Source organism: Bradyrhizobium nanningense, from assembly GCF_004114535.1.
Classification (GTDB): Bacteria; Pseudomonadota; Alphaproteobacteria; order Rhizobiales; family Xanthobacteraceae; genus Bradyrhizobium; species Bradyrhizobium nanningense.
In genome coordinates, this window is record NZ_LBJC01000024.1 from 477,214 (window position 1) to 497,796 (window position 20,583).

Below are 20,583 nucleotides of genomic sequence, written 5' to 3' on the forward strand. Positions count from 1 at the left end.
GGCGCGCCACTTGGCGCGCGCCCTGGAATGACGGCTAGGTGAGATGCCGCTGCATCTCCGGTCGCGCCTTCAGCTCGGCGCCCTGCTTGGCGACGATCTTCGTGATTCTTTCCGGCGCGAACTTCAGATCGACGAATGCCGGCGCCGTGTTGGCGACCTCGCGATAGCTGACGATCTGCCCCTCGCGAAGCGTCATGATCGCGACGCCTTCGAACATCGCCCGCGCGCCGTCCGCTTCCGGTAGCGTCGAGCGATAGCTGAAGGTGTAGCGCGCATAGAGCGTGGTGCCGTCGGTGACGGGGTCATGCATGTCCCAGCGGAAGTCCGTCGCCGTGCGATAGAACCAATCGTCGATCATCGCGGCGATGTTCTCGCGACCTGCGAAGGCGCCGTAGAAAACGTCGTGATAGACGCCGTCCGCGGTGAACAATTCGGCGAAGGCACGGCCGTTGCGCTGCTCGACGGCGTCGCAGAAGGCGCGCAGCATGGCGGTGTCTGTCATTGGCGTTTCTCCTTCCCTCGTTCTCCGTCATGCCCCGGCTTGACCGGGGCATCCAGTACGCCGCGGCTTCAGTTCATCACAACGGCCGCGGCGTACTGGATCGTCCGCCTTCGCGGACGATGACACCGCCTGTTTGGAGATACTTCACCCGATCTCCGCGACCGCGGCAAGAATCCGCGCAATGTCCTGTGGGCGGGAGAGGCGGTGATCGCCGTCCTGGATCATGGTCAGCACAACGTCGTCGGCCGGCAGACGATGCGTCAGCGCGAAGGCGTGCTGCCAGGGCACGTCGGGATCCTGCGCGCCTTGCAGGATGCGAACCGGGCAGCCAAGATCGATGGCGCTGCCGAGCACGAGATGGCTGCGCCCTTCCTCGATCAGGTTCCGCGTGATCGGATAGGGCGAGCCATCGCCATAATCCGACGGCCGCATCCAGACACCCTTGGTCTCGATCTCCTGCTTCACGGCGGGCGAGAAATTTTTCCACATCAGCTCTTCGGTAAAATCGGGCGCCGGGGCGATCAGCACGAGCCCCGCAAGCGCGGCCTTGGCTTGTTGTTTCTCTTCTTGTTTCTCTTCTTTCTCTTGCCGCTTCTTGATCTCGCGCGCGAGCAACAGCGCCATCCAGCCGCCCATGGACGAGCCGATCAGAACCTGCGGGCCGTCGCAGAAGCGTTCGAACACCGCAATGCTGTCTTCGAGCCAGCTGCCGATGGTTCCGTCGGCGAAATCGCCGCCGGATTCGCCGTGACCGGAATAGTCGAACCGGACCATGGCGCGGCCGTGATCCCGGGCCCAGCCGTCCAGCGCCACGGCCTTGCCGCCCTGCATGTCCGACTTGAATCCGCCCAGCCAGATCAGGCCAGGTCCGTTCCCGGGACGGTGGCGCACCGCGATCCTGCGTGCGGACGGCCCCTCGCCCACATCGATGAAGTCGAGCACGGCATCGGGAATTGCATCGGTCATGGAACGTTTACTCTGGCTGTGCGGTTTGAGCTGTCCGGGGTGCCTCCTGCGACGCAATCGGACGCGGCATTGGCCCTTTGGGACGCTTGCGGAACAGATGCAAGGTGTCTATGTCGAGCACCGTGCCCAGGCGTGACCAAAATGCCTCGCATTTGAGGGTTTTTCACTTGCCGCACGAGCGACTTGCTTGCCGGCAACCGCATCTTCCTTCAAGATAGCCGCTTCTTTCACAACTTTGGAGAACCACCCATTCGCCGTCCTAATAAAGCTCCGCCCGCTGCCAGCAAAGACGGGCCGCGCATCAATGATGATATCCGCAACGCGCAGATCCAGCTGATCGATCAGACCGGTGACAATAAGGGCACGGTCGAGACGGTCTTGGCCATCAAGATGGCCCAGGAAGCTGGCATGGATCTGGTCGAGATTTCGCCGAATGTCAGCCCTCCCGTCTGCAAGATCATGGACTACGGGAAGTACAAGTATTCGGCACAGAAGAAAGCCGCCGAAGCCCGCAAGCGGCAGAAGACCGTCGAGATCAAGGAGATCAAGCTCCGCCCGATGATCGACGACCACGATTACGACGTGAAGATGCGCGCGATGCAGCGGTTCTTCGAAGAGGGCGACAAGGTCAAGATCACGCTGCGCTATCGTGGCCGCGAAATGGCGCACCAGGAGATCGGCACCAAGCTTCTGGACAAGATCAAGACCGACGTGGCCGAGCTCGCCAAGGTGGAGCAGGACGCGCGCTTCGAAGGCCGCCAGGTCGTCATGGTGCTGGCGCCGCGCTGATAGCGGCTCGTTAGGACATTAAGAAGTTCAACGGCCCGTCCGGATCTCCGGCGGGCCGTTTTGTTTGTTGACTTTGCCAAGAGTGCTGCCACGAGCGCCGCTGCACCTCTCCCCAACCCTCCCGGCAAGCGGGGGAGGGAGCGCACCGGCCGCTTGGCGACAGCTAGCTCCGCGTCGCCTGCCAGGTGCCGCTGCAGGGGTCGCCGGAAATGATGCCCTTCCACGAGCCGGCGCCGTTTACGCCGGCGAGCCGGCCGCCGCCGCTGGCATGGGAGGCGCCGACCGAGACCTGGACCGCGACAGCGCCGCCGCTATTGACCCTGCCGGAGACCCGGCCCCCGCCGGCGGACGAGACCCGGCTACCGGTGACGGTGAACGGCACGCTGTAGCCGGAGCTGCAATTGCCCCGTGTGGTGGCAAAGGTGACATTCCAGATGCCGTCATAGCTGCCGACGCGGGCATCGGCCGTCGATGGCAGCGCGGCCGTGGCGAGCACGGCGAATAGCGCCAGATGGCGCAGGCGAGCGAAACCGGTCAAAGACGAAAGCGATTGGGAAAAACGAGCCATTTTGGTCCTGCTCCAGGCGACAGACTTGGACGTGAACTTGGACATGAGAGGCGCAATTCCGGATAGTCGCGGACCGAGTTCCATCGGTTCATCGTTGCCAATTGGCTTGTCCTCTGCCATAAGCCCAGCCTTCATCGCCCGGCTGATTAAGGGCTGCCGTGGCGGTGTTCGTGCGGGTTTCGCGCTTGTTCGTAAAACCTGAGCACAATCAACGCTCTAACGAGCATTTTGACGGCCAGCCGCCTTCGCGGGCGGATCTCTGTGGCCATTAGGAGAGCCAAATGCCCAAGCTGAAGACCAAATCGGGCGCTAAAAAGCGCTTCAAGGTGACTGCCACCGGCAAAGTGATGCACGCCCAGCGCGGCAAGCGTCACGGCATGATCAAGCGGACGAAGAAGCAGATCCGTCAGCTCCGCGGCACCCGCGTGCTGTTCAAGACCGACGGCGACAACGTCAAGAAGTACTTCTTGCCGAACGCCTGATCGCGTCCACGATCACTGCCAGCCGTGCCGCGTCTTGCGCGGCAATCCGATAACCAAAGTCATCTCTGAAGGATTTCGTCATGTCTCGCGTCAAACGCGGTGTGACCGCCCACGCCAAGCACAAGAAAGTCTACAAGGCCGCCAAGGGCTTCTACGGCCGCCGCAAGAACACCATCCGCGCCGCCAAGCCGGCGGTCGAGAAGGCGATGCAATATGCCTTCCGCGACCGCAAGCGTAAGAAGCGGACGTTCCGCGCGCTCTGGATCCAGCGCATCAACGCTGCCGTCCGTCCGTTCGGCCTGACCTACAGCCGATTTATCGACGGCATGGCCAAGTCCGGGATCACCGTGGACCGCAAGGTGCTGTCGGATCTCGCGATCAGCGAGCCCGCCGCGTTCCAGGCGATCGCCGAGAAGGCCAAAGCGGCTCTGGCGGCCTGACGGTTGCGCTAGCGGGTCTTCTGGCCCGCAGCCTTCTCCGCGCGCTGCGAGTAGCGCTGGGCGACCTCCGCCCGGCAGAATGCCGCGAACGACAGATACATGGTGCCGGACTTGTTTCGGTACTTCTGGTCACAAACGCGCATCTCGCGTTTGTAAGCCTGCTGCTGCGCGAGATTGAGGCCAGGCATGAAGTCCGCCTCGCATTTCTTTTCAACGGCGGCGCCAAGCTGGACATCGCCGCTCGCGGTCAATTGGCAGTCCTGAAACACCTTCATCGCGGCTTCGCAGCTCTTCTGCTTGTTGATGGTATCGACGACCTCATCCAGCGTCATGGATGTCTCCATACAGACCATGGCGCGTGCAGGGGTGCCGGCAATGAACAAAATAACAGCCAGGACAACCAGGCAGGATTTCGAAAGCATCGCAAAAGTCTCCTCACATTCCCCTTGGTGCAGGGCCGATGCGCGAGGTTCAATCCCAACCGGGTGGGAGCCCGAAACCACCGGCTTTTCGCTTGACGTTACGCCCTTCGGGCGGCGACAACCCAGCCGAATTTTGGCAGCAAGGATTTGACTGTGTCCGACCTCGCAACGCTCGAAACCTCCATCCTCGACCAGATCGCCGCCGCCGGCGACGAAGCCGCGCTCGAAGCGGTGCGCGTCGCAGCCCTCGGCAAGAAGGGCTCGATCTCGGCGCTGCTCGCCACGCTTGGCAAGATGTCGCCGGACGAGCGCAAGACGCAAGGCGCCGCGATCAACCAGGCCAAGGACAAGGTCACCGCGGCGCTCGCCGCACGGCGCGACGTCCTGAAATCGGCGGCGCTCGATGCGCGGCTGGCATCCGAGACCGTCGACGTCACGCTGCCGCTGCGCGAGGCTCAGGCCGAGGCCGGCCGCATCCATCCGCTGAGCCAGGTCTGGGACGAGCTGACCACGATCTTCGCCGACATGGGATTCTCGGTCGCTGAAGGCCCGGACATCGAGACCGACGATTACAACTTCACCAGGCTGAACTTCCCGGAAGGTCATCCCGCGCGCGAGATGCACGACACGTTCTTCTTCCATCCGAAAGAGGACGGCTCGCGCATGCTGCTTCGTACCCACACCTCGCCGGTGCAGGTGCGCACCATGCTGAGCCAGAAGCCGCCGATCCGCGTGATCTGCCCGGGCCGCACCTATCGCATCGATTCCGACGCGACCCACACGCCGCAATTCCACCAGGTCGAAGGCCTCGTCATCGACAAGACCTCGCATCTCGGCCATCTCAAATGGATCCTGCACGAGTTCTGCAAGGCGTTCTTCGAGGTCGACCACATCAACATGCGCTTCCGGCCCTCGTTCTTCCCGTTCACCGAACCGTCGCTGGAAGTCGATATCCAGTGCCGCCGCGACAAGGGCGAGATCCGCTTCGGCGAGGGCGAGGACTGGCTCGAGATTCTCGGCTGCGGCATGGTGCATCCGAACGTGCTGCGCGCCTGCGGCATCGATCCCGACGAGTACCAGGGTTTTGCCTGGGGCATGGGCATCGACCGCATCGCCATGCTGAAATACGGCATCGCCGATCTGCGCCAGCTGTTCGACAGCGACATCCGCTGGCTGTCCCATTACGGCTTCAAGCCGCTGGAAGTGCCAACGCTTGCCGGAGGGCTGAGCTCGTGATGGCTGTGATTAGCCATACGAAGACTCTCTCCGTTCCCTTTGCGGAGACAACCCTCTCCCTTTCCCTCCCCCGCAAGCGGGGGAGGGAAAGGATGGTGCGCGCTCGTGGTGACGTTTGTCTCATGGGTACCTATTCTCCGTCCGCTCGACAGGTCGAGCTCCCTCCCCCGCTTGCGGGGGAGGGTTGGGGAGAGGGTTTCTCCGCAATGGGGCTGCCGATGGTCGATCCCAAGCACCCGGATTGGAAGGTACCGGCTAAACTGCGCGCCAATGCGCGCGCGCTCAGGCGCAACTCGATCGATGCGGAGCGTATCCTCTGGTCAGAGCTGCGCGCCGGCCGATTGAACGGCGCGCGCTTTCGCCGCCAAGTGCCGATTGATCACTACGTCGCCGACTTCATCTGCCACGCGGCCAAGCTCGTCATCGAGCTCGACGGCGGCCAACATTTCTCGGATGCAGGCGAACGGGCCGATGCGCGTCGCTCTGTTGCGATCGAAGCGAAGGGCTTCAAAGTTCTGCGCTTCAACAATCATGACGTGATGACAAACCGTTCCGGTGTTCTTGAAACAATAGTTACTGCCATTGCGGAGAGAACCCTCTCCCCAGCCCTCCCCCGCAAGCGGGGGAGGGAGCAGACCGTCTCCGTGGAGAAAAAACAGCCATGAAATTTACCCTCTCCTGGCTGAAGGATCATCTCGAGACCGACGAGCCGCTGGACAAGCTCGCCGATAAGCTCACCATGATCGGGCTCGAGGTCGAGAACATCGAGGACAAGGCGAAGGCGCTCAAGCCCTTCACCATCGCGAAGGTGATCTCGGCCGAGCAGCATCCGAATGCGGACCGGCTGCGTGTCTGCATGGTCGACACGGGTGACGGCGGCGCGCCGGTGCAGGTCGTGTGCGGCGCGCCGAATGCGCGCGCGGGTCTCGTCAGCGTGTTCTCGCCGCCCGGCACCTATATTCCCGGCAAGGACATCACGTTGGGTGTTGGCACCATTCGCGGCGTCGAGAGCCGCGGCATGCTGTGCTCGGCGGCGGAGCTGCAGATCTCCAACGACCATGACGGCATCATGGAATTGCCGGCGGATGCGCCAATCGGCGCCGGATACGCCGAATGGGCCGCGCTTGGCGATCCCGTGGTCGAGATCAATCTGACGCCGAACCGGCAGGATTGCACCGGCGTGCACGGCATCGCGCGCGACCTCGCCGCTGCCGACATGGGCAAGTTCAAGGACCCCACGATCAAGCCGATCAAGGGCGAATTCCCCTGTCCGGTGAAGGTCACGGTCGAGGACACCTCGCTCTGTCCGGGCTTCGCGCTTCGCCTCGTGCGCGGCGTCAAGAATGGCCCGTCGCCGGAATGGCTGCAGAAGCGGCTGAGCGCGATCGGGCTGCGCCCGATCAATGCGCTGGTCGACATCACCAACTTCATGACCTACGACCGCGCGCGTCCGCTGCACGTGTTCGACGCCAAGAAGGTGAAGGGCAATCTCGTCGTGCGCCGCGCGCGCGACCGCGAGACGCTGCTGGCGCTCGACGGCCGCACCTATGATCTCGATCCCGCGACTTGCGTGATCGCGGACGAGCACGGCGTCGAATCGCTAGCCGGCATCATGGGCGGCGAGGCCTCCGGCTGCGATGAGACCACCACCGACGTGCTGATCGAATCGGCGCTGTGGAACGAGATCAACATCGCGCAGACCGGCCGCAAACTCGGCATCAATTCCGATGCGCGCTACCGCTTCGAGCGCGGCGTCGATCCGGCCTTCATGGTGCCGGGGCTGGAGCTCGCGACCAAGCTGGTGATGGAGACGTGCGGCGGCACGCCGTCCGAGAACGTCGTCGTCGGCAACTCCTTCGGCGACGACCGCGTGATCGATTTCCCTGTCACCGAGGTCAAGCGTCTGTCCGGCATCGAGGTGCCGCAGCCGGAGATGAAGCGCATCCTGACCCATCTCGGCTTCATGATGGCGGGCCCGGGACCGGTCGTGAAGGTGGCCGTGCCCTCGTGGCGCTCGGACGTCCACGGCAAGGCCGACATCGTCGAGGAGGTCGTCCGCATCTTCGGCGTCGACAAGGTGCCGATGACGCCGTTCGAGCGCGGCGAGGACGCGCGCAAACCGGTGCTGACGCCGCTGCAGCTGCGCACCCGCCGGGCCAAGCGCGCGCTCTCGAGCCGCGGCATGGTCGAGGCGGTGACCTGGTCCTTCATCACGAAGTCCGCGGCACAATTGTTCGGCGGTGGCCAGCGCGAGCTCGAAGTCGCCAACCCCATCGCGTCGGATCTGTCCGACATGCGCCCGACGCTGCTCGCGGGCCTGATCGCGGCAGCCCAGGCGAACGCCAATCGCGGCGTGGGCGATGTCGCGCTGTTCGAGGTCGGCCAGGTCTTCAGGGGCGATCGCCCGCAGGACCAGTTCATGGCCGCGAGCGGCGTTCGCCGCGGCTTTGCTTCGTCCGACGGTCTGGGGCGGCACTGGTCGGGCTCGGCGCAAGCCGACGTGTTCGACGCCAAGGCAGATGCGCTGGCTGTTCTGGCTGCGGCCGGCGCGCCGATGCAGGCACTGCAGATCGTCGCCGGTGGACCGTCTTGGCTGCATCCGGGCCGCTCCGGCACGATCCAGATCGGACCGCAGAACGTGCTCGGCACTTTCGGCGAGGTACATCCGCGCGCGCTCGAAGCACTCGGCGCCGACGGCCCGCTGCTTGTGTTCGAGGTGATCCTCGACCGCATCCCGGAGGCCAAGAAGAAGCCGACCCGCGCCAAGCCCGGAATCGAGCTGTCGGCGTTCCAGCCGGTGTCGCGCGACTTCGCCTTCATCGTCGATCGTGCCGTGAAGGCCGGCGACATCGTGCGTGCCGCGCAGGGGGTCGACAAGAAGCTGATCACCGGCGTCAACGTCTTCGACGTCTACGAGGGCAAGGGCATCGACGAGGGCAAGAAGTCGCTCGCGGTCGCGGTCACGCTCCAGCCGCGCGAGAAGACCCTGACCGATCAGGAGATCGAGGCCGTCGCGGCGAAGATCGTCGCCGAGGTCGCGAAGAAGACCGGCGGCACGTTGCGAGCATGATGCCGAAAAGTGTGAAGCGGTTTTCGGACAACGTCATGCTCCAGAAACATAGAGCATGACGTTCGCGGACTTCCTTCCGAAGGACGTCAGCCTCACCATTGCGATGGCGCTCTGCGCCGTCGCTTTCGTTTCGGGCACTGCACGCGGCTTCTCCGGTTTCGGCGCCGCGCTGATCTTCATGCCGCTGGCGAGCAGCATCGCCGCGCCGCGGCTGGTCGCCGCCCTGCTGCTCGTCATTGATTTCGTCTCGGCAGCACCGCTGCTGCCGCACGCGTGGCGGAAGGCCGACCGCAAGGCCACCGCCGTGATCGCGCTGGGCGCGCTGGTCGGCGTACCCGTCGGCACCTATTTCCTCAGCGTGCTCGAGCCCGTCACCACGCGCTGGATCATCTCCTGCTTCGTCGCCGCGCTCCTGCTTCTGCTGCTGTCGGGCTGGCGCTACCGCGGCAAGGACCACGCCTGGCTCGCGGTCGGTATCGGCGGGCTCTCCGGCTTCTGCAGCGGCCTCGCGCAGACCGGCGGGCCGCCGATCGTCGGCTATTGGCTCGGCCGCCCGATCGCGCCGATCGTCGCGCGCGCCAACATCGTGCTGTTTTTCGGCGCCTCTGATTTCTTCTCGATGATCAGTTACGCGACCACGGGGCTGATCTCACGCGAGTCGCTCGCGCTTTCGCTGATCGTCGGCCCGGTCTATGCGCTCGGCGTCGCGTTCGGGGCCTCGCTGTTCGGACGCGCCAGCGAGCGAGTATTTCGCGGCATCTGCTACGCGCTGATCGCGATGGCGGTGATCGCCGGGCTGCCGGTGCTGGATGGCGTGCTGCGGTAAACCACCGTGTCGTCCCTGCGAACGCAGGGACCCATAATCCCGGTCAGCGTCTATCGCGCGAAGCTGACAACTCCGAGTCTTCGTAAAACCACTTCCTGTGGTTATGGGTCCCGGATCTGCGCGCGCCTTGGAGCGCGCTTGTCCGGGACGACAGCGGAGTTTGTGGCGAGTTGAGTGCCCTACTTCCGTGGCACGCGGCGCTTCTTCGTCGACTGCGTCGGCATGTCGGCGGGCTCGTCCTTGAGCGCGCCGATCTTGCGCAAGGCCGCGTCCGCGGCGCGCTCGCCGCTTTCCCAGGCGCCGTCGACGGTGCCCCACAGCGTCTCGTGGGTGGCCTCGCCGGCGAGGAACACATTGCCGATCGGCTCTGCCAAAATCTTTCGCGAGAGCTGGCCGCCGGGTGAAGCCGCCGACATCGCGCCCATCACGTAAGGCGAGGCGTTCCAGCGCGTGGCGCTGGTCTTCTGCACGGCGGCCGCAGCCTCGCTGCCGAACAGTTTTGTGATCCATTCCCTGGCGAAGGCGGCCATCGCCTTCTCGCCCTGCTCGGAAAGTTCGCGGCCGAACGTGCCGCCGACATCGATGGAGCAGAGCGAGGAGCCGCCGATATTGGCGAACATCAGCGCCGTGCGCGTCGAATTGCTCTGCTCGATCAGGATATCGTCGCGCGACAGGCCGAGCGGGTTGCCCGGCAATTGCAGCATGATGCGATCGTAGCTGCCGAGGCCGAGTTTTGACGCCGCGTCCAGTGTGCGCTTGGGAATATCGGGCGTGAACTTGATCGCGCCTGACGTCAGCACGTTGGTCGAAACCGTGACGATGATCGCGCGCGCGGCGATCCTGCCGGCTGGCGTCTCCACGCTGACGTCGCGGTTGCTCCAGGCTACGCGGCTCACCGGGCTCGACAGCGCCACCGGTGCCTGCTCGCCGAGCTTGGTGATCAGCGTGCCGAGGCCCTGACGGCAGGCGATCGCCGCGTTGCGGTCCTGCGCGCGCCCCTTGTCGATCGCGGATAGCTCCTTCAGGTCCTTGCCGGCAAAGCTCGCGCCCAACATGAACTCGGCCGCGCCCGCCCAGTCGCCGAGATCCTTTGGCAGCACGGACGCGCAGGAGGTATCCAGCTTTCCCCGCGCGGCCTCGTCGATGGCGCGGTTGGCGCGCACCAACGCCGCCAGGAACTGCTCGGTCTCGCCCGCACGCGCGTTGCGGCGGCCGATACGCATCTTCTGGCCGGACGGCGCCGGCAGCACGTCGAGCCCGGCACTGCGCGCCAGCCGGATCATCGGATTGGTGTCGGGATTGTGCATCCAGCGCGCACCGCGGTCGAACGGCGTGTCGAATGTCATGCTGTCGGTGATACAGCGGCCGCCGATCTGGGACGCCGCTTCCACCACGACGACCTTGCGGCCCGACGCCATGATGCGCCGCGCCGCGGCGATTCCCGCAGCCCCCGCCCCAATCACGACGATGTCGACCTCGCGCGGCAGGCTGGCTGCGTTTGCGCGCAGGACCGGCATCGCGGCAACAGCCGCCGACGCGACAAGGAAACCGCGGCGCGTGATTGTCATGTCATGGTTTCCGAGGACTTGCGGCGAACGGGAACAGTCAGTGAAACTTGCCGCATCTGATGTTGCACGGCAACCATCATGGTGAATCAATCGTGCTTGACCTCACGGATTGATGAACCGAATTGCAACACGTTTCGACCATGATAGAGAAGGGAAAAAGACGGCCGGAAAAGGCCGTGGGGGGGAGTTGGAAATGGGGACGGTCCTAGATTCAGTCGGCAAGCTGATTGCCGCGTACCTCTCCAAGGAGGTGCCGGGCTACGAGCCGTTCACACCGAGCGACCCGGAGCACCTGCGCGGCGTCATCGAGCCCGGCGACGTGCTGCTGATCGAGGGCAACAACCGCATCTCCGGCATCATCAAATATCTGACGCAGTCGACCTGGTCGCATGCCGCGCTCTATGTCGGCCCTGTCGAGGGCGCCGTGGAGCCCGACGGCGAGCCGCATGTGCTGATCGAAGCCAATATCGGCGAAGGCGTCACCTCTGCGCCGCTGTCGAAATATTTCCCGTATCACACCCGCGTCTGCCGCCCGGTCGGGCTGTCCTATGAGGATCGCACCACGGTCTGCCGCTATGCGATCAACCGCATCGGCTTCGGCTACGACACCAAGAACATCGTCGACCTCATGCGCTTCCTGTTCCCGCTGCCGGTACCGCAGCGCTGGCGGCGACGCATGATCGCGATTGGCTCGGGCGATCCGACCAAGATCATCTGCTCGGCGCTGATCGCGCAGGCGTTCGACGCGGTGCGCTACCCGATCCTGCCGAAGATCACCAAGGCCGGCAGCCGCGCCGCCCGCCGCGAGATCCTGCACATCCGCGATTCCTCGCTCTACATGCCCCGCGACTTCGACATCTCGCCCTATTTCGAGGTCGTCAAACCCACCATCGTGCACGGGTTCGACTACACCGCGCTGCACTGGGCCGACAAGCAGAAGCCGCTCGAGGAGGTAGCGGGCACATTCAGTGTGTTTCCAGAAACGATCAGTGCGCCGCCGCTCGTTCCTGAAGCGATTGACCAAGAGGCGCCGGATGAGGTTCCGGCTGAGCAAGTGAGTGCTCAGCCTGCGGCAGCCGAAACCGTCCCCGAACATGTCCCGCTGCTGAAGAAGCTGGCGATGTACCGCCCGAGGCGCCGTGGCCCGGCGCGCGAGCGGGCGGCATAGGTCGTCCCTGCCTGGTGCGCAATTGCGCACGGGCGCAGGGACCCAGACCGCGTGATCTATCGCGTGCGGACGATAGCAGTACCGATCGAGAAGTCTTCGCCAAACCTCTCCCTGGGGCTATCGCGACGAGCGTAGGCGCTCGCGCGCAGGTCCCTGCGTTCGCAGGGGCGACCTGGGGTTTGAGTGCGATCTCGCGCCTCAACATCCGTCATTGCGAGGAGCTCTTGCGACGAAGCAATCCAGACTACCTCCTCGGAGACGGTCTGGATTGCTTCGCTGCGCTCGCAATGACGGTGGAGACCTACCGCTCCGCCCGTCCGATCACCGCCATCAGCTCCGCGATCTTCTCGCGTTGGTCGGCCTTGTCGCCGCTCGCGATGGCGTGCTCGACGCAATGGGCGACGTGATCCTTCAGGATCTCCTCCTCGACCCGGCGCAGCGCGGCCCGCACCGCCGAGATCTGCGTCACGATGTCGATGCAGTACCGGTCCTCCTCTACCATTTTCGAGAGGCCGCGAACCTGGCCCTCGATCCGGCCGAGGCGTTTTCCGACAGATGCCTTGATGTCTTTGCGCATGAGGTCTATATACCCCTACCGGGTATAGGTTGCAAGACCTGGGCACAAGCGCCGGAGCAAGGCTATGAACGAACACGGGCATCATCACGACGCGAACGGACATTCCGGATGCGGGTGTTCAGCCAAAACGGACGTGACCGAGGCGACAGCGGCCAAACCGGCGGAGTCCTCCTGCTGCGGCGGGCACGGCGATCATGCCGGTGACGCTCATCATCACGCGCATGACCCTGGTGAGGGCGTGACGAAGGTCAAAGATCCTGTCTGCGGCATGAGCGTCGATCCCGCGACCTCGAAGCACCAGCTCACACATCACGGCGAGACCTTCCATTTCTGCTCGGCCGGCTGCCGCACCAAGTTCGCCGCCGATCCCGCCAAATATCTTGCCAAGGAGAAGGCGCCCGAACCCGAGATGCCCGCGGGCACGATCTACACCTGCCCGATGCACCCCGAGATCCGCCAGGTCGGCCCGGGCACGTGCCCGATCTGCGGCATGGCGCTGGAGCCGGAAGTCGCGAGCCTGGAGACCGGCCCCAATCCCGAGCTCGCCGACATGACGCGGCGGTTCTGGATCGGCGGCGTGCTGTCACTGCCGCCCGTGGTGCTGGAGATGGGCGGCCATCTCGCGGGTCCACACAATTGGATCGATGCGGCGCTTTCGAACTGGATCCAGCTCGTCTTCGCCACCCCGGTGGTACTGTGGGCCGGCTGGCCGTTCTTCGTCCGCGGCTGGCAGTCGCTGCTGACACGCAACCTCAACATGTTCACGCTGATCGCGATGGGTACGGGCGTTGCCTATGTCTACAGCGTGCTCGGCACCGTCACGCCGCAGATCTTCCCTGCCACGTTCCGCGCCCATGAAGGTGCGGTCGCCGTCTATTTCGAAGCCGCCGCCGTCATCACCGTGCTGGTGCTGCTCGGCCAGGTGCTGGAGCTGCGCGCGCGTGACGCCACCTCGGGCGCGATCAAGGCGTTGCTTCAACTGGCGCCGAAGACCGCGCGACGCGTCGATGCCGATGGCAGCGAGCACGAGGTCGAGATCGATACGCTTCATGCCGGCGACCGCTTGCGCGTTCGGCCTGGTGAGAAAGTGCCGGTCGACGGAATCATTCTCGAGGGACGCTCGTCACTCGACGAATCCCTCGTCACGGGCGAATCCATGCCTGTCACCAAGGAAACCGGCGCAAAGGTCATTGCCGGCACGCTGAACCAATCGGGTAGCTTCGTGATGCGTGCCGACAAGGTCGGCCGCGAGACGCTGCTGTCGCAGATCGTGCAGATGGTCGCGGATGCGCAGCGCTCGCGCGCGCCGATCCAGCGTCTGGCCGATCAGGTCGCCGGCTGGTTCGTGCCGATGGTGATCGTCGTCGCTCTCGCGGCCTTCGCCGCCTGGGCCTGGTTCGGACCGGAGCCGCGGCTCGCCTTCGGTCTCGTCGCCGCCGTCAGCGTGCTGATCATCGCCTGCCCCTGTGCGCTGGGCCTGGCGACCCCGATGTCGATCATGGTCGGCGTCGGCCGCGGTGCGCAAGGCGGCGTGCTGATCAAGAACGCCGAGGCGCTGGAGCGGATGGAGAAGATCGACACGCTGGTGGTCGACAAGACCGGCACGCTGACCGAGGGCAAGCCCAAGGTGGTCGCGATCGTGCCGGCCGCCGGCTTTGCGGAAGATGACATCCTGCGGCTTGCGGCCAGCGTCGAGCGCGCCAGCGAGCATCCTCTGGCCGACGCGATCGTTCGCGCAGCCAAGGAGAAGCAGCTTGCCTTCGGCCAGGTCGAGCATTTCGACTCCCCGACCGGCAAGGGCGCCACCGGCAAGGTCGACGGCAAGACCATCGCGCTCGGCAACGCGAGATATCTCACCTCGATCGGAATCGACACGGCGACACTCGACGCCGAGGCCGAGCGGCTGCGCGGCGACGGAGCCACCGTGATCAACATGGCCGTCGATGGCCGGCTTGCCGGCCTGTTCGCGATCGCCGATCCGGTCAAGGCCTCGACCCCGGAGGCACTGAAGGCGTTAGCTGCCGAAGGCATCAAGGTGATCATGCTGACCGGCGACAACCGCACCACGGCGGAAGCGGTGGCGCGCCGGCTCGGTATCGCCGAGGTCGAGGCCGAGGTGCTGCCGGATCAGAAGAGCGCGGTGGTGACCAAGCTGCAAAAGGCCGGCCGCATCGTCGCGATGGCCGGCGACGGCGTCAACGACGCGCCCGCGCTGGCCGCCGCAGAAGTCGGCATCGCCATGGGCACCGGCACGGATGTCGCGATGGAGAGCGCGGGCGTGACCCTGCTCAAGGGCGATCTCGTTGGCATCGTCCGCGCCCGAAAACTGTCGCAGGCGACCATGAGCAACATCCGCCAAAACCTGTTCTTCGCCTTCATCTACAATGCCGCCGGCATTCCGATCGCCGCCGGCATCCTCTATCCGGCGTTCGGCTTGCTGCTCTCGCCGATCATCGCCGCGGCGGCGATGGCACTGTCCTCGGTCAGCGTGGTCGGCAATGCGCTGCGCCTGCGTGCGACGCAGCTGTAGGGAAGCCGCGTAGCCCGGACGGAGCGCTAGCGAAATCCGGGAGTCCTGCCCACATCGGCACCGTCCCGGATTGCGCTTCGCTCCATCCGGGCTACGGTTCACGGAACGCAGGCGAGAGGTGCGGGGAATATCTGATGCAGCGAATTACCATCACGATCGAGGACGACCTGTTGGCGGAGATCGACGCGGCGGCGGAAGCGCGCGGTTACCAGAATCGCTCCGAGATCATCCGCGACCTCGCGCGCGCCGGTCTGCAGCAGAGCACCGAGGACACCGCGCAGACCGGCCCCTGCGTCGCCGGTCTCGTCTATGTCTACGACCACGCCGCCCGCGATCTGTCGAAACGACTGGTGCAGGAATTCCACGGCCATCACGACCTCGCGCTGGCGACCCTGCACGTCCATCTCGACGACAACAATTGCATGGAGATGACGGCGCTGAAGGGGTCGGCGGATGAGGTCAAGCATTTCGCCGACCACATCATCGCCGAACGCGGCGTCCGCTACGGCCGCGTGGTGATGATCCCGACGGGCGAGGGGAAGCCGGCGAAAGCGCGGAAGCACGGGCACGGCCATCGGCATGAGTAGGCGGGCTTGCGTGCCCCGGACGCAGCGCAACGCTTCTTCAGCGGTGTGCCGCAGAGCAGCGTTGCACGCTGCACCGCGTCCGGGACACGGCCGTGTCTTGGACAACCAACCTCCCTTGCCGAAGCCGCATTGGGTGTCTACCTCTCGCGGGTCGTTTCGTGAAAGGGTCTCCCATGCTGGATGCCGCCGTGAAGGCGCTGTCGCAAATGATCTCGCCGCCGATGCGCTCGATCCTGTGGCGATCGATCGGGCTTGCGCTCGTGCTGATCATTGTGCTGGCGATCGGCTTGCAGCGGCTGCTCAGCTGGTTTGCGACCTCTGGCGAGGTCTGGCTGGAAGGCCTGCTCGGGCCGGGCTGGCACTCCTCGCTCGACGTCTTGTCCTGGATCGTTTCGATCGCAGCGGGCCTCGGCGTCGTGTTCGGCGGCATCTTCCTGATGCCCGCGATCACCTCGCTGGTGGCGAGCCTGTTCGTCGACGACGTCGCCGACATCGTCGAGCGCGAGCATTATCCCGCCGAGCAGCCGGGCGTCGCGCTGCCCCTCAGCCAGGCGATCCTCGAGGGCGTCAAGACCGCGCTGTTGACGATTTTGGTCTATCTCGCCGCGCTGCCGCTGGTGTTGTTCGCCGGCGCGGGCTTCCTGATCTTCTTCCTCGCCGCGGCCTGGCTCCTTGGCCGCGAATATTTCGAGCTCGCGGCGATGCGCTTCCGCCCGCCGGAGGAAGCCAAGGCGATGCGGCGCGACAATGCCGCGACCATCTTCACCGCCGGGCTGTTCATCGCCGCCTTCGTCTCGATCCCAATCGTCAATCTGGCAACGCCGATCTTCGGCATGGCCTTCATGGTCCACATGCACAAGCGGCTGTCAGGTCCGCGGCCCGAGCTGATCGCGCCGGCACGGCAGTTGCGGTGATGACGCGGGCCGCGGCGCCGTCGCTCAGACCGTCTTCTCCGGCCAGCGGCAGAGATCGTTGATCAGACAGACCTCGCAGCGCGGCTTGCGCGCGAGGCACGTATAGCGGCCGTGCAGGATCAACCAATGATGGGCATGCAGCATGAATGCGGCCGGGATCACCTTTTCCAGACCAAGCTCGACCTCCAGCGGCGTCTTGCCGGGCGCTAGCCCGGTGCGGTTGCCGACGCGGAAGACATGCGTGTCGACCGCCATGGTGTGCTCGCCGAAGGCCATGTTGAGCACGACGTTGGCGGTCTTGCGGCCGGCGCCGGGCAGCGACTCGATTTCGGCGCGCGTGCGCGGTACCTCGCCGCCGAACTCGCTGAGCAGCTTGGCCGACAGCGCGATCACGTTCTTCGCCTTGGTGCGGTAGAGGCCGATGGTCTTGATGTAGTCGCGCAAGCGCTCCTCGCCGAGGTCGAGCATCTTCTGCGGGGTGTCGGCGACCTCGAACAACGCGCGCGTCGCCTTGTTGACGCCGGCATCGGTCGCCTGCGCCGACAGCACCACGGCGACCAGCAGCGTGAACGGATTGAGGTGCTCGAGCTCTCCTTTCGGTTCCGGGTTGGCTTTGCGGAAGCGACTGAAGGCGTCGTGGACCTCCGCCGGGGTCCAAGGTTTTAAGGAGCTGGGTTTGGTGGCTTTGAGCGATTTTTTCGCTGAGGCCGTTTTCTGAGCGGGCTTGGGCTTCGCGACGGCGGCCCTGGCCGTCTTCTTCGGCGCGGGCGCTTTGCGCGGAGCCGGCTTGCGGGTGATTTTCGCCATGATCGGGATATACTGACGGACAATGAGCACAGGCAACGAAATTGAGCGCGGCGAGCCTGATCAGCGCGAAGTGCAGATCTTCTCCGCACTGCTGACGCCGCACCGCTCGCTGAACCGCACCGGCTTCCTCGCCGTGATGCTGTTCCTGAGCGTGGTCAGCTTCGTCACCGGCCTCGTCTTCCTGATGATGGGCGCCTGGCCGGTGTTCGGTTTCTTCGGCCTCGACGTGCTGGTGATCTGGTGGGCCTTCAAGGCCAACTTCCGCGCGGCTCGCGCGCGCGAAGAGATCACCGTCACGACGAGCGAATTGCGCGTGCGGCGCATCAGCCACCACGGCCAGGTGGCCGAATGGACGTTCAACCCGCTCTGGGTCCGCCTCGACATGGAGGTCGACGAGGATTTCGGCATCGAGCATCTCTACCTGATCTCGCGCGGCTACCAGATCCAGATTGCCCGATTCCTGGGGCCAGAGGAAAAAGCAAGTTTTTACAAAGGCTTGGTTGAGGCGCTCAATGCCGCCAAGCGCGGCCCGACCTACAATCCGGTGACCTGAGCGCAGTCAGAAATCGGGTGGTTTCCCAGCCGCCCCTCTCCTACATTTCCGGTCATGATGACACTCGCCATACATGACCAGCGCCTGACCAAGCCGGGCCCCCAGAACGCCGCGTTGCGCGACTACGATTCGGTGCGCCGGGCGATCGCCTTCATCTCGGAGAACTGGCGCGCGCAGCCGACCATCGAGGCGATGGCGGATGCGGCCGGCGTCACGCCGGATGAGCTGCACCATCTGTTCCGCCGCTGGGCCTCGATCACGCCAAAGGCCTTCATGCAGGCGCTGACGCTCGATCACGCCAAGGGCTTGCTGCGGGACTCCGCGAGCATCCTCGACGCCGCGCTCGATTCCGGCCTGTCGGGTCCGGGCCGGCTGCACGATCTCTTCGTCACGCACGAAGCCATGTCGCCGGGCGAATGGAAGAACGGCGGCGCCGGCCTCACCTTGCGCTACGGCTTTCATCCCTCCCCGTTCGGCACCGCGATCGTGATCGCCACCGATCGCGGCTTGTCGGGGCTTGCCTTCGCCGACCACGGCGAGGAAAAGGTTGCGCTCGCCGACATGACGCGGCGCTGGCCGAACGCCACCTATGTCGAAGACCACGAGGGCACGGCGCCGCTCGCCGCGCGCATCTTCGACACCAGACTGTGGCGGCCGGACCAGCCGCTGCGCGTGGTGATGATCGGCACCGACTTCGAGGTGCGGGTATGGGAGACGCTGCTGAAAATCCCGATGGGCCGCGCGGTGTCCTATTCCGACATCGCCTGCAACATCAACAGCCCGAAGGCCTCGCGCGCCGTCGGTGCGGCGGTGGGCAAGAACCCGGTCTCGTTCGTCGTGCCCTGCCATCGCGCGCTCGGCAAGAGCGGCACGCTCACCGGCTATCATTGGGGCATCACGCGCAAGCAGGCGATGCTGGGCTGGGAAGCCGGGCAGCTGGGGATGCAGTAGTCGAGATGCCGTAGGGTGGATTAGCCCTGCAGATGCGCAAAGCGCAGCTGCTCGGCGTAACCCACCTTTTTAATCTCTGCGAGAGATGGTGGGTTACGCTGCGCTAACTCACCCTACGAGACCGGCCCTACCCCGCCAGATCCAGCTTCGACGCCACGGTCGAATCCGCATTGAGGCGATAGATGATCGGCACGCCGGTGGCGAGCTCGCGCTTCAGGATGCCTTCGGGCGAGAGCTTCTCCAGCACCATGATCAGCGCGCGCAGCGAATTGCCGTGGGCGGCGACCAGCGTGCGCTTGCCGTTGAGCACGCCGGGCAGGATCTCCTGCACGTAATAGGGCAGCGCGCGCGCGAGGGTGTCCTTCAGGCTTTCGCCGCCGGGCGGCGGCACGTCGTAGGAGCGGCGCCAGATCAGCACCTGGTCCTCGCCCCATTTCTTGCGGGCGTCGTCCTTGTTGAGGCCGGAGAGATCGCCATAGTCGCGCTCGTTCAGCGCGAGGTTCTTCGAGGTCGGCAAGCCTTCTTGACCGAGCTCACCGAGGATGATGTCGAGCGTGTGTTGCGCGCGCGTGAGAACCGAAGTGAAGGCCACGTCGAACACGAGGCCCTGTGCCTTCAGCTTGCGGCCGGCTTCCGTGGCTTCCTTCACGCCGAGCTCGGTGAGATCAGGATCCTTCCAGCCGGTGAACAGGTTCTTCAGATTCCATTCGCTCTGGCCGTGGCGCACGAGCACGAGAAGACGTTCGCTCATTGACTGCTTTCCGTTAGTTTCGATCAGATATCGGCGAGGCCGAGCACGTCGGCCATGGAATAGTGCCCCGGCTTCTTGCCGTTGGCCCACAGCGCCGCCTTCAGCGCGCCATGGGCGAACAGCATGCGGTCCTCGGCCTGATGCGACAGCGTCAGGCGCTCGAAGGGGCCGAGGAAGGTCACGCTGTGGTCGCCGGCGACGGTGCCGCCGCGCAACGAGGCGAAGCCGATATTGCCCGGCCTGCGCGCACCGGTGATGCCGTCGCGGCCTCGCTCGGAATGGTCATCGAGGGTGACGCCGCGGCCGGCCGCTGCGGCCTGGCCCAGCATCAGCGCGGTGCCGGAGGGGGCGTCGACCTTCATGCGGTGATGGGTTTCGACGATCTCGATGTCAAAACCCTGGTCGAGCGCCTTGGCGACGCGCTTGACCACCGCGGCGAGCAGGTTGACGCCCAGGCTCATATTGCCTGACTGTACCACGACGGCGCGGTTGGTGACGCTCTTGATCACGGCGTTGTCGGACATCGAGAGTCCCGTCGTGCCGACGACATGGACGATGCCCCGCTGGGCGGCGATCGCGACATTGGCGATGGTGGCGGCCGGCACGGTAAAATCGAGAATGCCGTCGGCCTCCTTCGACATCGCCCAGAGATCGGCCGAGAGCTTGATGCCGTTGGCGGGCAATCCCGCGAGCACGCCGGCATCCTTGCCGAGCAGCTCCGAGCCCGGCGCCTCCAGCGCACCCGCAAGCACCGCGCCTTGGCTCTCGGCAATCGCCCGCACCAGTGCGCGGCCCATCCGGCCGCCGGCCCCAGCAACAATCAAGCGCATGTCGGACATGGTGTGATCCTCTTCGCCGCCGTTGTAGCGGGGGGAT

General features: G+C 65.1%; 22 protein-coding genes. 13 read left to right on the forward strand and 9 right to left on the reverse strand.

What is annotated here, in order from left to right; genetic code table 11:
- Positions 1–34 precede the first annotated feature (34 nt).
- The gene (locus XH84_RS19785; protein ID WP_128921155.1) at positions 35–502 is read right to left on the reverse strand and encodes a nuclear transport factor 2 family protein; all 468 of its coding nucleotides are present in this window, start codon (positions 500–502) and stop codon (positions 35–37) included.
- Positions 503–646: 144 nt separating this feature from the next.
- The gene (locus XH84_RS19790; RefSeq protein ID WP_128921154.1) at positions 647–1,468 is read right to left on the reverse strand and encodes an alpha/beta hydrolase; all 822 of its coding nucleotides are present in this window, start codon (positions 1,466–1,468) and stop codon (positions 647–649) included.
- Positions 1,469–1,717: 249 nt separating this feature from the next.
- Between XH84_RS19790 and infC the strand changes: the two genes are divergently transcribed.
- Positions 1,718–2,257, forward strand: a complete 540-nt coding sequence (infC, locus tag XH84_RS19795; RefSeq protein ID WP_085969949.1) for a translation initiation factor IF-3 — start codon at positions 1,718–1,720, stop codon at positions 2,255–2,257.
- 163 nt (positions 2,258–2,420) lie between these two features.
- On the opposite strand, the gene XH84_RS19800 is transcribed toward infC, so the two are convergent.
- Positions 2,421–2,825 (reverse strand): hypothetical protein, encoded by a 405-nt coding sequence (locus XH84_RS19800; protein WP_128921153.1) that lies wholly within the window; start codon positions 2,823–2,825, stop codon positions 2,421–2,423.
- Positions 2,826–3,106: 281 nt separating this feature from the next.
- Between XH84_RS19800 and rpmI the strand changes: the two genes are divergently transcribed.
- Positions 3,107–3,307 (forward strand): 50S ribosomal protein L35, encoded by a 201-nt coding sequence (gene rpmI / locus XH84_RS19805; RefSeq protein WP_008539890.1) that lies wholly within the window; start codon positions 3,107–3,109, stop codon positions 3,305–3,307.
- 80 nt (positions 3,308–3,387) lie between these two features.
- A complete protein-coding gene (gene rplT, locus XH84_RS19810) occupies positions 3,388–3,747 on the forward strand; it encodes a 50S ribosomal protein L20 (RefSeq protein ID WP_028179126.1) in 360 nt (119 codons plus the stop codon).
- 8 nt (positions 3,748–3,755) lie between these two features.
- Here rplT and XH84_RS19815 read toward each other — a convergent pair whose 3' ends face one another.
- Complete coding sequence (locus XH84_RS19815) at positions 3,756–4,250, reverse strand: hypothetical protein (protein WP_245471773.1); 495 nt, start codon at positions 4,248–4,250, stop codon at positions 3,756–3,758.
- A 72-nt stretch (positions 4,251–4,322) separates the two neighbouring features.
- Between XH84_RS19815 and pheS the strand changes: the two genes are divergently transcribed.
- The 4 genes from pheS to XH84_RS19835 all read left to right on the forward strand — a co-directional run bounded on the left by pheS (position 4,323) and on the right by XH84_RS19835 (position 9,301).
- Positions 4,323–5,405 (forward strand): phenylalanine--tRNA ligase subunit alpha, encoded by a 1,083-nt coding sequence (gene pheS, locus XH84_RS19820; protein WP_128921151.1) that lies wholly within the window; start codon positions 4,323–4,325, stop codon positions 5,403–5,405.
- 218 nt (positions 5,406–5,623) lie between these two features.
- A complete protein-coding gene (locus XH84_RS19825; RefSeq protein ID WP_128921150.1) occupies positions 5,624–6,070 on the forward strand; it encodes an endonuclease domain-containing protein in 447 nt (148 codons plus the stop codon).
- Entirely contained in the window at positions 6,067–8,475 is a 2,409-nt protein-coding gene (gene pheT, locus XH84_RS19830; protein WP_128921149.1) for a phenylalanine--tRNA ligase subunit beta, read from the forward strand. The genes XH84_RS19825 and pheT overlap by 4 nt, the downstream gene beginning before the upstream one ends.
- A gap of 55 nt (positions 8,476–8,530) precedes the next feature.
- Positions 8,531–9,301: a sulfite exporter TauE/SafE family protein gene (locus XH84_RS19835; protein ID WP_128921148.1), complete on the forward strand. Its 771-nt coding sequence runs from the start codon at positions 8,531–8,533 to the stop codon at positions 9,299–9,301.
- A gap of 179 nt (positions 9,302–9,480) precedes the next feature.
- On the opposite strand, the gene XH84_RS19840 is transcribed toward XH84_RS19835, so the two are convergent.
- Entirely contained in the window at positions 9,481–10,869 is a 1,389-nt protein-coding gene (locus XH84_RS19840; RefSeq protein WP_128921147.1) for a flavin monoamine oxidase family protein, read from the reverse strand.
- 193 nt (positions 10,870–11,062) lie between these two features.
- Between XH84_RS19840 and XH84_RS19845 the strand changes: the two genes are divergently transcribed.
- Complete coding sequence (locus tag XH84_RS19845) at positions 11,063–12,037, forward strand: YiiX/YebB-like N1pC/P60 family cysteine hydrolase (protein WP_128921146.1); 975 nt, start codon at positions 11,063–11,065, stop codon at positions 12,035–12,037.
- Between the two features lie 301 nt (positions 12,038–12,338).
- Here XH84_RS19845 and XH84_RS19855 read toward each other — a convergent pair whose 3' ends face one another.
- Positions 12,339–12,614 carry a metal-sensitive transcriptional regulator gene (locus tag XH84_RS19855; RefSeq protein WP_024338640.1) on the reverse strand — a complete coding sequence of 92 codons (276 nt, stop codon included), beginning with the start codon at positions 12,612–12,614 and terminating at the stop codon, positions 12,339–12,341.
- Between the two features lie 64 nt (positions 12,615–12,678).
- Here XH84_RS19855 and XH84_RS19860 point away from each other — a divergent pair, with 64 nt between their 5' ends.
- The 3 genes from XH84_RS19860 to XH84_RS19870 all read left to right on the forward strand — a co-directional run bounded on the left by XH84_RS19860 (position 12,679) and on the right by XH84_RS19870 (position 16,645).
- Positions 12,679–15,144, forward strand: a complete 2,466-nt coding sequence (locus XH84_RS19860) for a heavy metal translocating P-type ATPase (RefSeq protein ID WP_128921144.1) — start codon at positions 12,679–12,681, stop codon at positions 15,142–15,144.
- A gap of 134 nt (positions 15,145–15,278) precedes the next feature.
- Positions 15,279–15,731, forward strand: a complete 453-nt coding sequence (gene nikR / locus XH84_RS19865; protein WP_128921143.1) for a nickel-responsive transcriptional regulator NikR — start codon at positions 15,279–15,281, stop codon at positions 15,729–15,731.
- Between the two features lie 173 nt (positions 15,732–15,904).
- Positions 15,905–16,645 carry a sulfate transporter family protein gene (locus XH84_RS19870; RefSeq protein ID WP_128921142.1) on the forward strand — a complete coding sequence of 247 codons (741 nt, stop codon included), beginning with the start codon at positions 15,905–15,907 and terminating at the stop codon, positions 16,643–16,645.
- A 24-nt stretch (positions 16,646–16,669) separates the two neighbouring features.
- Here the strand turns inward: XH84_RS19870 and nth are convergent, their stop codons facing one another.
- Complete coding sequence (gene nth, locus XH84_RS19875) at positions 16,670–17,452, reverse strand: endonuclease III (RefSeq protein WP_164936476.1); 783 nt, start codon at positions 17,450–17,452, stop codon at positions 16,670–16,672.
- A 22-nt stretch (positions 17,453–17,474) separates the two neighbouring features.
- Here nth and XH84_RS19880 point away from each other — a divergent pair, with 22 nt between their 5' ends.
- Together XH84_RS19880 and XH84_RS19885 are read left to right on the forward strand one after the other, a co-directional pair.
- The gene (locus tag XH84_RS19880) at positions 17,475–18,005 is read left to right on the forward strand and encodes a DUF2244 domain-containing protein (protein WP_128921141.1); all 531 of its coding nucleotides are present in this window, start codon (positions 17,475–17,477) and stop codon (positions 18,003–18,005) included.
- Between the two features lie 54 nt (positions 18,006–18,059).
- Positions 18,060–18,956 (forward strand): methylated-DNA--[protein]-cysteine S-methyltransferase, encoded by an 897-nt coding sequence (locus XH84_RS19885; RefSeq protein ID WP_128921140.1) that lies wholly within the window; start codon positions 18,060–18,062, stop codon positions 18,954–18,956.
- Positions 18,957–19,083: 127 nt separating this feature from the next.
- Here the strand turns inward: XH84_RS19885 and XH84_RS19890 are convergent, their stop codons facing one another.
- Together XH84_RS19890 and dapB are read right to left on the reverse strand one after the other, a co-directional pair.
- On the reverse strand, positions 19,084–19,707 hold the full coding sequence (locus tag XH84_RS19890) for a 2,3-bisphosphoglycerate-dependent phosphoglycerate mutase (protein WP_128921139.1): 624 nt from the start codon (positions 19,705–19,707) through the stop codon (positions 19,084–19,086).
- A 23-nt stretch (positions 19,708–19,730) separates the two neighbouring features.
- The gene (gene dapB, locus XH84_RS19895; protein ID WP_164936475.1) at positions 19,731–20,546 is read right to left on the reverse strand and encodes a 4-hydroxy-tetrahydrodipicolinate reductase; all 816 of its coding nucleotides are present in this window, start codon (positions 20,544–20,546) and stop codon (positions 19,731–19,733) included.
- Between the last annotated feature and the right edge of the window lie 37 nt (positions 20,547–20,583).